Annotated in this window: 19 protein-coding genes; 2 read left to right on the plus strand and 17 right to left on the minus strand. The window is 58.2% G+C overall.

Translation table 11 applies throughout. From position 1 onward, the window contains the following. Positions 1-259: 259 nt before the first annotated feature. Positions 260-1,237 (minus strand): peptide-methionine (S)-S-oxide reductase MsrA, encoded by a 978-nt coding sequence (msrA, locus tag ACESLM_RS20365; protein ID WP_372633551.1) that lies wholly within the window; start codon positions 1,235-1,237, stop codon positions 260-262. 172 nt (positions 1,238-1,409) lie between these two features. Between msrA and ACESLM_RS20370 the strand changes: the two genes are divergently transcribed. Further along, positions 1,410-2,255, plus strand: a complete 846-nt coding sequence (locus ACESLM_RS20370) for an alpha/beta hydrolase (protein WP_372633554.1) — start codon at positions 1,410-1,412, stop codon at positions 2,253-2,255. A 63-nt stretch (positions 2,256-2,318) separates the two neighbouring features. Here ACESLM_RS20370 and ACESLM_RS20375 read toward each other — a convergent pair whose 3' ends face one another. From ACESLM_RS20375 to ACESLM_RS20385, 3 genes are all read right to left on the minus strand, one after another. Next, positions 2,319-3,890: a family 10 glycosylhydrolase gene (locus tag ACESLM_RS20375; RefSeq protein ID WP_372633557.1), complete on the minus strand. Its 1,572-nt coding sequence runs from the start codon at positions 3,888-3,890 to the stop codon at positions 2,319-2,321. A 199-nt stretch (positions 3,891-4,089) separates the two neighbouring features. Next, a complete protein-coding gene (locus tag ACESLM_RS20380; RefSeq protein ID WP_372633559.1) occupies positions 4,090-4,602 on the minus strand; it encodes a hypothetical protein in 513 nt (170 codons plus the stop codon). Positions 4,603-4,821: 219 nt separating this feature from the next. After that, positions 4,822-5,313, minus strand: coding sequence for a DinB family protein (locus ACESLM_RS20385; protein ID WP_372633562.1), 492 nt, complete (start codon positions 5,311-5,313; stop codon positions 4,822-4,824). A gap of 154 nt (positions 5,314-5,467) precedes the next feature. On the opposite strand from ACESLM_RS20385, the gene ACESLM_RS20390 reads away from it, so the two are divergent. Further along, the gene (locus ACESLM_RS20390) at positions 5,468-6,070 is read left to right on the plus strand and encodes a CGNR zinc finger domain-containing protein (RefSeq protein ID WP_372633565.1); all 603 of its coding nucleotides are present in this window, start codon (positions 5,468-5,470) and stop codon (positions 6,068-6,070) included. Positions 6,071-6,115: 45 nt separating this feature from the next. On the opposite strand, the gene ACESLM_RS20395 is transcribed toward ACESLM_RS20390, so the two are convergent. From ACESLM_RS20395 to ACESLM_RS20455, 13 genes are all read right to left on the minus strand, one after another. Then, the gene (locus ACESLM_RS20395) at positions 6,116-6,937 is read right to left on the minus strand and encodes a GNAT family N-acetyltransferase (RefSeq protein WP_372633567.1); all 822 of its coding nucleotides are present in this window, start codon (positions 6,935-6,937) and stop codon (positions 6,116-6,118) included. Then, on the minus strand, positions 6,934-7,461 hold the full coding sequence (locus ACESLM_RS20400) for an AAA family ATPase (protein ID WP_372633570.1): 528 nt from the start codon (positions 7,459-7,461) through the stop codon (positions 6,934-6,936). The genes ACESLM_RS20395 and ACESLM_RS20400 overlap by 4 nt, the downstream gene beginning before the upstream one ends. A 78-nt stretch (positions 7,462-7,539) precedes the next feature. Next, positions 7,540-7,851, minus strand: a complete 312-nt coding sequence (locus tag ACESLM_RS20405) for a DUF4870 domain-containing protein (RefSeq protein WP_094043686.1) — start codon at positions 7,849-7,851, stop codon at positions 7,540-7,542. Positions 7,852-8,429: 578 nt separating this feature from the next. Next, positions 8,430-8,606, minus strand: coding sequence for a hypothetical protein (locus tag ACESLM_RS20410; RefSeq protein WP_372633573.1), 177 nt, complete (start codon positions 8,604-8,606; stop codon positions 8,430-8,432). 141 nt (positions 8,607-8,747) lie between these two features. After that, positions 8,748-10,697 carry a heavy metal translocating P-type ATPase gene (locus ACESLM_RS20415; RefSeq protein WP_372633576.1) on the minus strand — a complete coding sequence of 650 codons (1,950 nt, stop codon included), beginning with the start codon at positions 10,695-10,697 and terminating at the stop codon, positions 8,748-8,750. Between the two features lie 238 nt (positions 10,698-10,935). Then, positions 10,936-11,364, minus strand: coding sequence for a GNAT family N-acetyltransferase (locus tag ACESLM_RS20420; protein WP_372633579.1), 429 nt, complete (start codon positions 11,362-11,364; stop codon positions 10,936-10,938). Between the two features lie 25 nt (positions 11,365-11,389). Continuing rightward, positions 11,390-11,899 carry a GNAT family N-acetyltransferase gene (locus ACESLM_RS20425; RefSeq protein WP_372633603.1) on the minus strand — a complete coding sequence of 170 codons (510 nt, stop codon included), beginning with the start codon at positions 11,897-11,899 and terminating at the stop codon, positions 11,390-11,392. 663 nt (positions 11,900-12,562) lie between these two features. Continuing rightward, the gene (locus ACESLM_RS20430; protein WP_372633582.1) at positions 12,563-12,841 is read right to left on the minus strand and encodes a bL32 family ribosomal protein; all 279 of its coding nucleotides are present in this window, start codon (positions 12,839-12,841) and stop codon (positions 12,563-12,565) included. A 30-nt stretch (positions 12,842-12,871) separates the two neighbouring features. Next, complete coding sequence (locus tag ACESLM_RS20435) at positions 12,872-13,066, minus strand: DUF4177 domain-containing protein (protein WP_372633585.1); 195 nt, start codon at positions 13,064-13,066, stop codon at positions 12,872-12,874. A 91-nt stretch (positions 13,067-13,157) separates the two neighbouring features. After that, a complete protein-coding gene (locus ACESLM_RS20440) occupies positions 13,158-13,571 on the minus strand; it encodes a hypothetical protein (protein WP_372633587.1) in 414 nt (137 codons plus the stop codon). A 39-nt stretch (positions 13,572-13,610) separates the two neighbouring features. Further along, the gene (locus ACESLM_RS20445) at positions 13,611-14,168 is read right to left on the minus strand and encodes a GNAT family N-acetyltransferase (RefSeq protein WP_372633589.1); all 558 of its coding nucleotides are present in this window, start codon (positions 14,166-14,168) and stop codon (positions 13,611-13,613) included. Beyond that, on the minus strand, positions 14,165-14,386 hold the full coding sequence (locus tag ACESLM_RS20450) for a DNA-directed RNA polymerase subunit alpha C-terminal domain-containing protein (protein ID WP_372633591.1): 222 nt from the start codon (positions 14,384-14,386) through the stop codon (positions 14,165-14,167). Before ACESLM_RS20450 ends, ACESLM_RS20445 begins: the two co-directional genes overlap by 4 nt. 117 nt (positions 14,387-14,503) lie before the next feature. Beyond that, complete coding sequence (locus ACESLM_RS20455) at positions 14,504-14,623, minus strand: MYXO-CTERM sorting domain-containing protein (RefSeq protein ID WP_372633594.1); 120 nt, start codon at positions 14,621-14,623, stop codon at positions 14,504-14,506. Positions 14,624-14,797 lie beyond the last annotated feature (174 nt).

Genomic DNA, 14,797 nt, shown 5'->3' on the forward strand with positions numbered 1-14,797 from the left:
TGGCATCCGCGCCCTTTTTTAAATCCTCGACATGTAGCTCCGGCTAATGCCCAACTCCCGGGCGATTTCCCGCTGGTACGTTTGTCCCCGCCGCCGTCGAGGCCGAACGGCCGCGGATCATTTCCTGCTCCCGGTCGTCCAGGATGTCGAAATTGCGGGTATCGGTTCGACGATGATGGGGAAATTCCTTTCTGAATTTGGAAATTCACTGATTCATTCTATAGAGCTAAGAATCCCACTGCTTTAGCCGTGCGGAGGCTCAAAGCTCCGACAAGTAGCTGCCGTAGCCTTCCTCCGCCATCCGATCCTTCGGAATAAACCGCAAGGAAGCGGAGTTTATGCAATAACGCAGCCCGCCCGGCTTCGGCCCGTCGTCGAACAAGTGGCCGAGATGCGAATCGGCTTCCCGGCTTCTGACTTCGATGCGGTACATGCCGTGCGTGAAGTCCTGACGTTCCTGGATGCTGCCTCCGTGCAGCGGCCGGGAGAAGCTCGGCCAGCCGCAGCCCGCGTCGAACTGATCGCGGGAGCTGAACAACGGCTCTCCGGAGACGATGTCGACGTAAATGCCGGGCTCCGTATTATTGTAAAATTCGTTGCGGAACGGAGGCTCGGTGGCGCTGTTCTGCGTCACCTCGAACTGCATCGGCGTCAGCCTCTGGCGCAGCTCCTTGTGCAGCGCTTCTTTATCCTTCGATGTATTCCAATGCTGCTCGATGAACGAGTCCCGGCCCGAGCCGTGACGATAGTATTTGTATCTGAGCGGATTTTTGAGATGGTAGTCCTGATGATACTCTTCCGCTGCATAGAACTCGACCGCCGGTTCGATCGCGACCGCGATCGGCTTGTCGAACCTTCCGCTCGCTTGAAGCTCCGCCTTGGAAGCTTCGGCCTCCCGATGCTGCTCCTCGTCGTGATAGAAAATAACGGGACGATAGGACGAGCCCCGATCGTGAAATTGACCTTCCCCGTCGGTCGGATCGACCGAACGCCAGTAGATGTCGAGCAGCTTGCGATACGGGAACAGTCCCGGATCGAACGTAATCTGCACCGCCTCGGTATGCCCGGTCGTCTCCGAGCACACTTCCTCGTAGGTCGGATTGACGGTATGGCCTCCTGTATAGCCGGATACGATGCCGTGGATGCCGGGCAGCTCCTCGAACGGCGTCACCATGCACCAGAAGCATCCTCCGGCGAAAGTCGCTTTGTGAAGCGACGGTTGAGCGTTGTTTTCCATGTCGAATCTCTCCCTCCCGTTTCCTTAATCGCTTGTATTCTGCTTCTATTGTAAACAATATCGAAGTCCGATTCCAATCCCTCCCCCGGCGCGCGTTCCCCTCGCTCATTTGCTCGTTTTCGGATATGATAAACGTATAAGAAAACGTTCACTGGACGGGGAGGAATGGCCGATGGGCATGAACGCTTTGGAATGGCGGTGCAAGGACGAGACTCTTATGCACGCTTGCGAGTGGAGCCCGGATTCCTTCGGCGGCAGCCCCCGGGCGGTCGTCGGGCTCGTCCACGGCATGGGCGAGCATATGGGGCGCTACGCTCATCTGGCAGAGATGCTGAACGCCGAGGGCTACGCCGTGCTGGGGTTCGATCAGCGGGGACACGGCAAAACCGCGGGCAAGCGCGGCCACGTGCCGGCGTACGAATCGCTGCTCGAAGGCGTGGATCTGCTGCTCGACGAGGCGCAGCGGAAATACCCCCGACTGCCGGTGTTTCTGTACGGTCACAGCATGGGCGGCAACGTCACGCTGAATTACTTGCTGCGGCGGCAGCCCGCCATCCGCGGGGCGGTCGTGACGGGACCTTGGCTGAAGCTGGCGTTTAAGCCGCCTTCGCTGCAATCGATCGTGGGCAAAGTCGTCGAGCGGGTATATCCGGCCTACACGAACAATCGGCCGATGGTCGCGGAGCATCTGACGTCAGACCCGGCGATGATCGAGCGGTACGTGAACGATCCGCTCGGACACGGGCAGATTACGGCGCGCTTCTTCTTCGGCGTCCAGCGGGCCGGGCTGTGGGCGCTTGGCCATGCGTATATGCTGCAGGTTCCGCTGCTGCTGATGCATGGCGGCGACGACAAAGTGACGTCGATCCACGCGAGCAAGGCGTTCGCCGGCAAGGCTGGCAGGCGCGTCGATTGGCGAGAATGGCCGGAGTTCAAGCACGAGCTGCACAATGAGTCGCGGCGTGAGGAAGTGTTCTCCGTCATTCGCGACTGGCTCTCGGCCCAGTTAAACAGATGAATGCGAAGAGGCTGCTCCGGGATCTATGCGATCTCGGGCAGCCTCTTCGATTAGTCGGGCGCTCTATTGCTGATAATACTGACGAAGAAGCGGAATGAGTCCAAGCGGATTTCTCCGCAAATCCTTGGCGCTGAAGAAGATGTCTCCCTGCACCTCGATCACGTTCTTGTTGTAGTTCAACTGGTTAATCATTTCCTGGGCGCTGCTCCAGCCGGCTTCCTTCGTGCCAAGCTTGTAAGGGGCGTGGCCGATCAGCAGCTCGACGTTCGTCCCCCGCACCTCGTTGGCCCACCAGTCGACCAGTTTGTCGTAGCGGGCGACCTCGAACGATAGGCTCCAATAAATTTGCGGAGCGACATAGTCGATCCAGCCTTGCCTGATCCACGTGCGAACGTCGGCGTACATGCTATCGTACGTCGTCACGCCGGCCCGCGTATCCGATCCGGTCGGATCGTCGGCAATGTTACGCCATACGCCGAACGGGCTGATGCCGTACTGCAGCTGAGGCTTCTCCCGGTGGATCGATTCGCCCAGCTCCTTGACGAACCGGTTGATGTTGTCCCGCCGCCAATCGGCTTTGTTGCCCAGCTTGCCCGGATTGTAAGCCGCATAAGCGGCATCGTCCGGGAACGTGCCGCCGGATGGATAGAAGTAGTCGTCCAGATGGACGCCGTCGATGTCGTAGCCCCGAACGACTTCCATAATCGCGTCGATAATGTGCTGCCGCGCTTCGGGAATGCCCGGATTGATATAATGCTTGCCTCCGGACAGGGCGATCCACTCCGGATGGGCGATCGCGACATGATTCGCCGCCAAGCTGTCCGTCTTCCCGTCGACCGTCGCGCGGAACGGGTTAAACCAGGCGTGGAATTCCATTCCCCGCTTGTGCGTCTCCTCGATCATGAACGCCAGCGGATCATAACCCGGATCCACTCCCTGCTTGCCGGACAAATAGCGCGACCACGGAACGAGCGCGGAAGGATAGATGCTGTCGGCGGACGGACGCACCTGCACGAACGCGGCGTTCAGCCCCATTCCCTGCAATTCGTCCAGCAGCTGCACGTATTCCTGCTTCTGCTTCTCCGCTTGCCCGTACGACTTATCGGACGGCCAATCCAGATTGTACACGGTGGATACCCATGCGCCCTTCAGCGATTCGCGTTCGGACGATCCGTCGCGCGTCTGAAGCAAGATCGTGCGCGAAGCCTGCTGCCAAGTCACGAGCAGCTGCAACTGTGTTCCGACGAAGCGAAGCGGCACCATGACGCGTCCGTTCACGACCTGAACGGTCGTCTCCAGCTCCGTGCGCTGCCCGTTGACGAGAGCGAACTTCTGCCCCATCGTCATCTCGAGCACTTGGCCTTCATGGCGAATGGTCGCCGTCTTCGTCGCTTGCGACCAGCCGACGTTCGCTCCCAAGCTCTTGCTGATGACGCTCAGCGGCACCATCGTCACGTTCGCCTTCGGAATGATGAACGGCGGAACGTCCGTCACGATCTTCTTCCCGTCGAGATAGATGCCGATCTGCGGCTGGGAAGCCGCGCGGGCGTCCGACTGGCCGAAGAGCGGCGCCAACATCGCGACGATCAGCGCGGCGCACAGCAGCTTCGTACCTCGATTCCTCCACATGCTCATTGCTGCAAAGCCTCCGAATCTCTTATTCTCTTGACCCGCCGCCAAGCGGATACAATCATTAGACGACCGAATCTCCCGGGAGTTGCAGTGAAACGCAGAAATGGGAGCAAAAAAAAGAGGAACCTCCCCAAGCCGTCAAAGTCGACTCGGATCGGGCTCCTGCTATGAAAAGGTTGCCGAATGCGATTCATTTTCAAACTTACGGGAGAAACTGCTGCGTAATTTTAACGACGACTCCGTTCACGATCGACAGATGGTAAGGATAATCCCGCAAATTCATGGCCGAGTCGTCCTCCAACAGCGCCAGGAACTTGTCGAGAGAAATCTGCTCGTTCCATACGGTGTCCGCTTCGGCGACGTCGCCCGTCCGGTCGTAAATCTGCATGAACACCTGCGCGTCCGGCGCGAGCTTCAGCCTCTCGACCGTCGTGTCGTCGTTAACGATGTAATAGCCGTCCGGAGCTTCGTCCATGCCGGAGTCGGCTTCCCTTTCGCGGAAAATCGCGTTAGCCGCTTCCCCTTCGTACCACTCTATGAAATCCGCATCCGCATAATAGCCTCCGTCCTCCTGATAGATTGCGCCAACGTAAGCGACGCGCGTGTTCTCGTCTTTGGGAACCGGCGTGTATTCGTAGGTATTGGCTTGAATCGACCCGAACGACATAAACCCGAACAACACGGCGACTAAGCTGATGAGCAGTTTGTTGACCATTACCGCATTCTCTCCTTCAGAGGCCCGTGACAGCAGCCTTCGCTTTCCTATTACCCATTAGACGGATCAGGCAAACGGAAAGTTACATGTCCGCGTCGGAAAAATTAAAATTTTCTCATCCCAAATTATGCCTATACGTCAGGTTATTGCAGGGATACGGATTTTAGTCTGCGTGGACTCGTCGCCGTGGAAGAAAATTGCGCTCGGGTTGTACCGGGGCTACTCGAAAGACCGGCGGGCCGGCCAGGAGCCTTGCAGCTTGCGCAGCAAAATGATCTGTCCGACATGGTAGCCGTCGTGAGCAAGCAGGTTATGCGCCCACTTGCCGATCGGCGTATGCGGCAGCTTCTCGTCCAGCCGCTCCTCCGCAAGCGCGGCAAGGCGGTCCCGAATGTCGAAATGCACTTTCTCCAGATTCGATATCGTATTCCTCCAGCCATCCTCCGTTGCGTCTCCGATCGCGAAAGTGTCGTCGTTGGTTACTCCTTCCGGGTATTCCCTCTCCTCTCCCGTCAACCGTCTTAGAAACCGCTCCTTATAGTAAAGCAAGTGCCGAGCCGTCTCCCAGATCGAATTGACGGAGCTGCCTTCCGGCTTCCACGCCGCTTGCTCCGCGGTCACTCCGTTCAGCGCCTCCGAAAACGGAGGGTACCACTCTTCCTTTCCGTACGCGCTGTCCCAAGCTTGAAGAAGCGTCTCTTTTCCGTTCATCCCGATTCCTCCTCTTTCATTGTAACTATCAAATATAGTTTTACAGGTTACATTGAAACTGTAGCATGTGTTCGATACCGCGTCAAGTAACTAGCATAACCCCGATACAACTGTTACAATATAAAACAAATTTCGATAACGGAGGATGCCGGACATGCTTTGGGACGACTTTATGAACAGCTTGCATCGCGACTGGCGAGGGGACGGGCGGGAGGACGATCGGCTGGACGATCCGGCCTGGCTCCAGGAATGGGCGGACAAGCTGCCCCTTGCCGCGGAAGGAATGCCCGAAGAGGAGCAGCTTGATTCGCTGAAGCGGCTTCGCGCACTGCTTTACCGCATGGCGCGGGCGTTCGTGGACGGCCTCTTGCCCGAAGCGGCGGATTTCGAACGGTTGAACGCACTCATGGCTCGCGGGCAAGTCGCCCGCAGACTGTCCGCTTCCGCCGAAGCCGAAGACCGCCGTTACGAGGTCGAGCTCGTTCCGCTCGAAAGCGGCTGGCCGGCCGTCGAGGCGGAGATCGCCGCCTCCTTCGCCGCCATGCTCTCGGAAGGGGAGCCGTCCCGCATCCGGTTCTGCGACAACCCGAGCTGTCTCTGGGTGTATTACGACGATACGCGCAACCGGTCGAAGCGTTACTGCGACGACAAGCTGTGCGGCAACCTGATGAAGGTTCGCCGTTTCCGCGCACGCAAAAAAGCCGAGGCAGCCGCAGCCTTGGGCTCCGGTCATGCCTCGGATGATTCTCAATCCTGAATCGCCATCGCGGCGCGATCGACGGCATTGTCGTCCCGCTTCGCGCTACCTCTCGTTCCACGAGGCTCTGACATAACCGATGCGCATGCCGACCCGCTCCATGTTCCGGTGGCTCGGGGACAGGAATGCGCACTGGCCGACGACGAGCCCGCAGCCTTCGGCGAACGCGTCTCCGATTCTTCTTCGCAGCAGCGCGGTCTGAATGCCGCGTCCGCGATATTCCGGCAGCGTCGCCGCGAACGTTAGGGACGCTGTCCCCTTGCTCGTATGCGATACGGCGACTCCGGCCGGAAAACCTTCCCACAGCGCAACGTAGAAGCGCCACCCCGGACGACCGTACAGTACCCGATTGTTCGCCGCTACGGGGGCAATTCCGCTGTCCGGCAAGCCGGTGCCGCGGCAATGTACGGTCGCGTACAGCTCGAATTCATCTTCCCTCAGCAGCCGTACCTCCAACTCGTCCGCATGCGGCTCCAGAGGAAGCGCCTCCGCGTCCGCCGCCGTCAAAGCCATCGACGTATGGAAGCCCGTCTGATAGAAGCCAAGCTCGTCCAACCGCTTCATCAGCTCCTGATCGGCCAATCCCGGCACGAGCTCGAACTGCGGCTTGCGTCCGCGGGACCGATAAAAATCGACGATGGCAGCCAGCGCGTCCCCTTCGCCGCTTCTTAAGCCCTTGACCGTGTTGAACGTCGCCCAAGGCATCGTCTTGCTATAGAAGCACGCCGCACCTCCAAAGCGCGCGATCTCGATCCCTTCCGGGTTGCCCGGCCGGCTCCGAATCGCTTCCATGCGGTCCAGCATGTAGCCGATCTCCGAGCTTTCGATCGCTTCGGTCCGATCCGATAACCGGTTCGCCTCCCTCATGCCGATCCCTCCACCATCCAATTTGTTCCCTTCAAGATCGCTTCGACCGCCTCTTCGACCGTCATCTCCGTCGTATCCAACACATGGCGGTCGTCCGGCCGCGACTCCCGGATTTCCCGCAGTCCGGCGAGACACCGCTCTCCCATTCTGTATTCGGGCGCTCGCAGAGCGTCTCTGCGCAGCAGCTCGTCCTCTTTCATGACTAAAACAACGTATTTCACCGCGACATCCTGACCTCGCAACGCCTCCGCAATCGCCCTCGCATTGTGCGGAAAAGCGACATAGTCGATGACGACGTCATGCCGCTCCCGAATGAAGTTGCGGGTCAGCGACTCGATATTGCGCCAGATCAAACCGGTATGATAATCGCTGAGCCAAGGCATCTCGTAGCCGCCGACCACCATCCGGTCCACCAAATCCCCTTCGATGTGCGCGCTTCGGGGCAGCTTGGCGGCGATCGACTTGGAGGTTGTCGATTTGCCCGCTCCCGCAGGGCCGGAAATCACGTAAACCGTAATCGCCATACAGCGTTCGCTCCTGTCTGAACAATGGCGACAGCCCCCTGACGCCGCTGGGGGCCGGGGGCTGTCCGCACGATTCGATTACTTCAGAATCTCGTATTTCCCGATAAGGGGAAGCGGCTTCGCCTGGCCGTTCGCCGCGGCAAGAATGCCGATAATGACGAGGCAGAGAATGCCGATATTGGCCAACGGAAGCAGCAGCCAGCCGATAATTGGAATGATGCCCAGCACTACGTTCGTCGCCAGCGCGAGCAAGAAGAGGTTGAAGCCTTGTCTCGCGTGGTACTGAGCGTACGGCGATTCCTTAGCGGCAAGCAGGGGAATGAAAAATAAAATATAAGCGACCATGGCCATGCCTTTGTTCTGCTGAACGTCCGATTCCGTAGGAACCATCGATCAAACACCTCTCCCGTTGGATTAATCTGCATTTAATGTAAACGAATTCGTTACCCGTGCGCTAGTTACTTTAGTCGCGTTTTTGCTCATGGAACGGAAAGCCATGCGCGATCGTTCCGCCAATCCATTCTGACCCCGGTCTCGAAAAAGGCCGACAACGTCTCTGTGGTCAGCGTCTCGCGAGTCTTTCCCTGCTCGAATATAGTCCCTCTCCGGATCAGCAAGGATCGGCCCAATACGGGCAGCACCTCCTCGATATGGTGCGTCACGAACAGCATCGTCGGCGCGTCGGGCCTGCGGGCTAGCTCGTCGATGCTCGCAAGAAGGTTTTCCCGGGACAGGAAATCGAGTCCGAGAGCAGGATGGATAGTTCCTGTCGTATAAATATATGCAGGAAAGCTGCTCCATAAGCCTGCGAGCCGTCTCGAAATCTTCTTCCGTCGTTGTTGCGGAAAGGCCGATCGAAGCATGCATCATCGCATTCGGAAGAATCCGGTTTAATTGGCGGATTTCACCCCGGGAACGCGACAAAAACGCCGGGACAGCTCCCGACGGCTCTCTATACAGCAGAATCGTTAATCTCTCGTCTTCCAAACGAGGTTCGAAGCCGCCAGCTCACCCGGAGAGCTGCCATCGGACGAGACCGTCTTCCGGCCCAGCCGCGCGCGGTCCGCGTTAGCCATCGCGGCGAACAAGCAGAGCGCGCCAAGCGCGATCAGCAGCACGGTCACGATCGGAAACAGGGCGTTCATCTTCGAATCTCCTCCGCTTCGCAATAACGAGAATCATTATCATCATTATAGCCCATTCGGATGCAAAATCAAGGGGCATGAAGCAGCGAAATCGCGCACGATTCGCGGTCGCTGCTGCTTCATGCCCCTTGGTCAAATCCATCATTCGCCCGCCCGATAGCCAAGCAGCCTTAACCCGTTGAGAATAACCAGAATCGTGCTTCCCTCGTGGCCGACGACGCCGATCGGAAGCGCGATCCCCTGCGCGAAGTTGGCGGCGATCAGCAGCACGATGACGCTTAGCGCGAACGCCATATTCTGCTTGATAATCCTTCTCGCGCGCTTGCCGAGCACGATCGCGTCCGCGATCCGGCCGATGTCGTCGTTCATCAGCACGACGTCGGCCGTCTCCAAGGCCGCGTCGCTGCCGGCCGCCCCCATCGCGATGCCGACGCCGGCCGTCGCGAGCGCCGGAGCGTCGTTCACGCCGTCTCCGACCATCGCGATCGTGCCATACGCTTCCTTTAGTTCCCTGATCCGCCCGACTTTGTCCTCGGGCATCAGATCGGCGTACACCTGGTCGATGCCCAGCTCGACGGCGATCGCTCGCGCGGTTTTCTCCTGATCCCCGGTCAGCATGGCGGTCTGCACGCCCAGCTTCTTCAGCCTGGCGATCGCGCGTCCGGCTTCCGGCCGAATCCGGTCACGCAGAGCGAACACGGCGACCGCTCCCCGCTCGTTCATCAGCACGGATACCGTCTTGCCTTCGTCCTCCAGCCGATCGATCGTCTCTGCGATCCGTCCATGCCGGTCGCGCTCTTCCAGCATGGACGCCTTGCCGATCGTCCAAGACTCGCCGCCGAGCTTCGCTTGAATACCGCGCCCCGTCAGTGCGCTGAATTCGGAGGGGCGTTCTGCGGTCAAGCCCCGCTCCCGCGCAGCTCGAACGATCGCTTTGGCCAGCGGGTGTCCGGACAGGCTCTCAAGCGAGGCCGCGATAGAGAGCGCCTCGGTCTCTCCATAGTCCTGGATGGAGACGATGTCGGTCACGACGGGCTGGCCTTGCGTCAGCGTGCCGGTCTTGTCGAAGGCGACGACCCGCACGTTCGCGAGATTTTCCAGGTGCGCTCCCCCTTTGAAGAGCACGCCCTTCCTTGCGCTGCTGGAGATCGCCGACAGCATCGCCGGCATGATCGACGCAACGAGCGCGCACGGTGACGCCACGACCAGGAACACCATCGCCTTGTAGAAAGCCTGCTCCCAAGAGACCTGCATCGCGAGCGGCGGAACCGCTACGAGCAGCGCCGAGATAAGCAGAATCGCCCGTGCGTAGAGGCGCTCGAACCGTTCCATGAACCGCTGCGACGCCGGCTTCTCGCTCTGCGCCTCCTGTACGAGCCGGATGATTTTCGCGAACAGCGTCGATTCGCTCGTCTGGCTTACCTCCACGTAAAGCGCGCCTTCGCCGTTCAACGTCCCTGCGTACACGGCGTCTCCCGGGCCCTTGTCGACCGGAATCGATTCACCCGTAATGGACGCTTGATTCACGTCCGATGCCCCCTCGGTCACGACCCCGTCGGACGGGATCCTTTCGCCCGGCTTGACGAGAACGAGATCCCCGGCCTTCAGCTCGTCGATCGGAACGATGCGTTCTGCGCCGTCCTGAATGAGCGTGCCCGTCTCCGGCTTCTGGTCCATCAAAGACGAGATATCCTTGCTGCTGCGGTCCATCGTATAGGTTTCCAGCGCCCCGCTCAACGAGAAAATAAAGATCAGAACGGCGCCCTCCGTCCAGTAGCCGATGCTCGCGGCCCCGATCGCCGCGACGATCATCAGCAGGTTGACGTCGAGATCGCGTTCCCGCACAAGCGTGAGCGCGCCTTCCTTCGCCTTGACGAATCCGCCTATCGCGAATGCCGCAATATAGACGGCAACCGCCCAAGTATAGGACGCTTCCTCCAGCATATAAGCGATTGCCAGCAGCAGGCCGCTCGCCAGAGCGGCCATCCCTTCCCCGTAACGGCTTAACCAATCGGCCGTTGTCGCGGAGCCGCCCTGCCGGAGACCTTTCCTTTCGGTATGTTCCTTCATTGAATGTATCGCTTGGCTCATCGTAATCTCTCCCTCTCCATTGAGAATGACTCCCATTATTACACCCCTTAAAACGACACATGCTGCTCCCGGAAGGGAGCAGCATGTCAAGCGAGTAACAACCTCGCCATAAATATTCGTTTGTGGAGATGCAGCGTTTCTTATTTGAAATTATTATAATATAGGAATCGATAAAAATAAAGAGGGAAAATGAAGCTAGCCGCTGCAGTCGGTTGGCGACGGCCATGCGACTTCTCCTCTACTCACTCTCCTGCACGACATAGACGCATTTGAACCGTTCCACGCCCGGATACAATTCGCCCAAGCTTTCGATCTCGAAGCCGATATTGCGATAGAAATCCACCGCGTCTTCGTCCGTCTCGGCGACCAGAACGGTCGGGCTCTTCTTGTCGATCGCTTCGAGAACGAGCCCGCGTCCGTAACCCAACCCCCGATAATCCGGGGACACCGCGAGATGCTCGATCTTCATTTCTCCACCGTCGTTCATGCGCAGACCGATAATGCCGATGCATTCCCCTTCGGCTTCGTATCCGTACAGCTCGAGTCCGCTGTCCGACTTGTAAGCTTCGATCGTCTTGTCCAGCTTGTCGGGATCGGGATAGACACTGACTCCCACAATCTCGCGTACGGACGGATCGTCCAACCTGTCTTTGACTTCAACCAGCATGTCCCGCCACTTCCGTTCTCTTAATTTACCGTAATTCCATTCTTAATCTTACCATATCCGTCGCCCGAAGTCCGTTCTCGTAGATCGGCTCGGGGTAATGCCGGACGAAGAAATCGGCATCCACGCCGACCATTCGAAACCCGCATCTCTGATACAATCTGAGCTGGTCGAAGCTCGAATTGGCCGTGCCGATCTCCAGCGCCGAGGCGCCCGACGCTCTGGCCGTCTCGATCGCCTTCAACACGAGCGCCTTGCCGATGCCTTGACCTTGCCAGGATTCCCGGACGGCGACGTTGACGATCTCGATCGACCGCGGATGCGTCGCGACGAGCACGAATTCTCCGACCAACTCGCCGTCCGCGAACGCCAAGTAACAGTCCCCTCTGCCGATGTAATCGTCGACCATCTCCCGGGAAGGATCGGCGAGCAGCAGCAAATCGTAGGGGATCGCTTCCTCGTTCGTCCTTTTCCTGAAGCTCAGCGTACGAACCGAATAGGGGAAGCGCAGCACCTGCGATTCGCCCGTCTCTCCCATGAGAACGGTTATATCCATCGGAAAAATCCGCACCGGCTTGTTGGACCCGAGCCAATTGCGCCGAAGCGAAGACAGAATGATCAGCCCTTCCTCGTCCCCGATCGGAGTGAACAGGTCGTCTCCCTCCAGATAGACCGACTCGCGCAGCCGCTTGCAAAGCAGCCGAGACATATCGTTCACGTCGTCCGTTCCGCAGCCGATCTCGCTAATATTAACAATGTTCTCGGCGGCGAAGCCCGGCGTATTCGAACCATTCGAGAGACGGTGCCTGGCGATGAATTCGACGATATTGTCCGCGGGGTCGATAAAATAGACGGAATCTGAGTCCCACGACTCGGAACGGACGACCGTCCGGCCGTTGACCGGGCTGATCGCAACTCCCTTCCGCTCCAGCCACTCGATCGCCTCTGCGATCTTGTTCTCGCTAATGTTAAAAGCAAAATGATAATACGGAGGCTCATCGGAACTGGAGTCGGAATCGGGAAGTCCCCGATCGAAAGTCAATAGAGACTGTCCGGCCCGCACCGTAAAGGAGCCTTCCCCGTCCTCGTACAGCGGAAGCTCCAGCGTATCGAGATAGAAGCGCCGAAGAGGCTCCAACTCGAGTGCGTACAGTTTTATTCTGGAAATGCGCATTCGCGCCCCTCCTTACTAGGTGATCCGTCAAGTCAGGCGCAGGCCGCAATCCGGACAAACGAGATGATGCGCCTGAACGGCATGGCCGCAGCCCGGGCAGCGGTCGTACACTTTCCTCAGCTCCGCGATGTCCCTTGGGGCGGGCGGGGCAGCCGTGGAACGGCTCGCGGCCTGCTCTCTCAGAAGGCGCTTGATCTCGGACAAATCCTTTGCCATCTCCGAAGTGTTCAGCGCGTGTTGTATGACGTTGAACAGAATGAAAAAGAAAATAACCATGCCGATCAACCAAATGACGATAGCAATCATCTTCATTTCCCTCCAAGCGAAGACTTTGGCCTACCTGCGTCTCTTGAACACGACGATCACGTCGCGGGACGCGCCCTGGCCCATGCTCGTATCGAAGCCGGAAACCAGCTCCCAGCCTTGGCTGCCGTATTCGTTAAGCTGAGCTTCGAACTCTTCCGGGTCTAATTTGCCGCCCATGAAGCCGCCCGTCTTGTACTTGATCGTTTTGTATTCCCAACGTTCCATTTTCGTTTCACCTCGTCACTCCGGAATGCCGCCGTTCCGTTTACTTGCGTCCGTCCAGCTTCCGAGAAATCTCCTTGAGCACCATAACACGTTATTCAGAGTTATTTCTCCTGTATTTGCTTTCGATGAGGGAAACCAAATAGTCGATCGTAAAGTAGCCGTACAGCAAGACCAAGCCGTACAGCGCCAGCCTGCTGCCTTCCTTCGAACCGAACAGGATCAGAGCTCCGATCCCCGTCGCGAGCGCCGCCCCGCTCACCAGAGCGTTGCGGGTCGTCGACGCCGTGAAGCGGCGAACGGACTTCGCCATTTTATCGGCGAGCAGGGAGACCGGAAAAGCGATAATCGTAACGAAGGCGAAAGCGATGAAAAAAGCCGGGAGGAACAGAGAACCGTAGTCTCCGCCCGAATCCGGATACATGACTTCGATATAGACAGCGAACAGTACGGACGTCGCGAAGGCGCTGATCAGTTTGCTCGCGAAGCTTCTCTGCACTCGGATCATGGAAATTCCCCCCTTATCCCCCAAAGTTCCAAGCGGGCGCTACTCCATCTCTTCGTTAATCAAGGTCATATGGATGTGGTCTTCCCACTTGCCGTTGATTTTCAAGTATTGGCGCGCCAATCCTTCGGGCTGGAAGCCGAGCTTCTCGACCAATCGGAGCGACGCCGCGTTGCGCGGCATAATGTTAGCCTCAATCCGGTGGAGCTTCAGCTCCCCGAAGGCAACCGCCACGACGGCTTGCAGCGCCTCCGCCATGTAGCCCCGATTCGCCTCTTCCCCGTCCAGCCGATAACCCAGATGGCACGATTGGAAGACGCCCCGGACGATGTTGCTCAAGGCGATCGATCCGATGATCCGGTCCGGCTCTTCTTTTTTGCACAACCAGACTTTGAATAGCTGATCCAGCGCCATGCTCGACTGATCGAAGCGGAGCAGTTCCCGCTGTCTCTCCAACGTGAAGAAATCCGGCGTTCTCGACGGTTCCCAAGGTTGAAGGAAACTTTCGTTCCGCGTCACGTAATCCAACACTTGCGGCGCGCCCCTCTCGTCCAGCGTTCTCAGCTTTAATCGAGGAGTGGCGTATTGTTTTCTAATCATTGCTTCTTCCCGCTTTCCGCAAAAGCAAGACCGATCTGCTCAAGCGCCGGGCGAAGGATGCGAATCGATTTCGGCCCGAAGCCGTGCAGCTTCAGCAATTCCGCTTCGCTGTGTCGGGCAACATCCTCCAACGTCGTTATTCCGGCAACCTCCAGCGCCTGAAGAGCCGGCCTCGACATGCCCGGCGGAAACGGATGCCCCGAGTTCGCTTCCGTCATCGTCACCGCTCCTTTCTTTGCTTGCTTTTCCATGTCTGCGAACAGGATTCCCATGCATATATTGTACCACAGCTAAAGAAAAGAATGGCCTTGCGCCTTACGGACCCATTCGAAGCCTCACCGATTGTTTCGTCTCCACGACCACAGCAGCGCGATCAGTATCAGCAGGGCCGCCGCGCCCGTCGCCGGGCCTGTCCAGGTCGACAGCGTGCCGTTCGGGAAAAGGTTATCGCCCATGCAGCTGTCTTCATCCGTCCCCTCCTTTCTCGCGAATTTGAAAAAAAAGAGGGCGACCCGAAAGGAAATATCTTCTAGTAGAAAGCTCCCGAATTAACGAAACATTGAGTTACCCTTCTAAACCATACTTCCATCGGAATGGCATGGGGTTCTCATTGACTTCTTTAAGGTAGC

Source organism: Cohnella sp. (assembly GCF_041641335.1).
Classification (GTDB): Bacteria; Bacillota; Bacilli; order Paenibacillales; family Paenibacillaceae; genus Cohnella.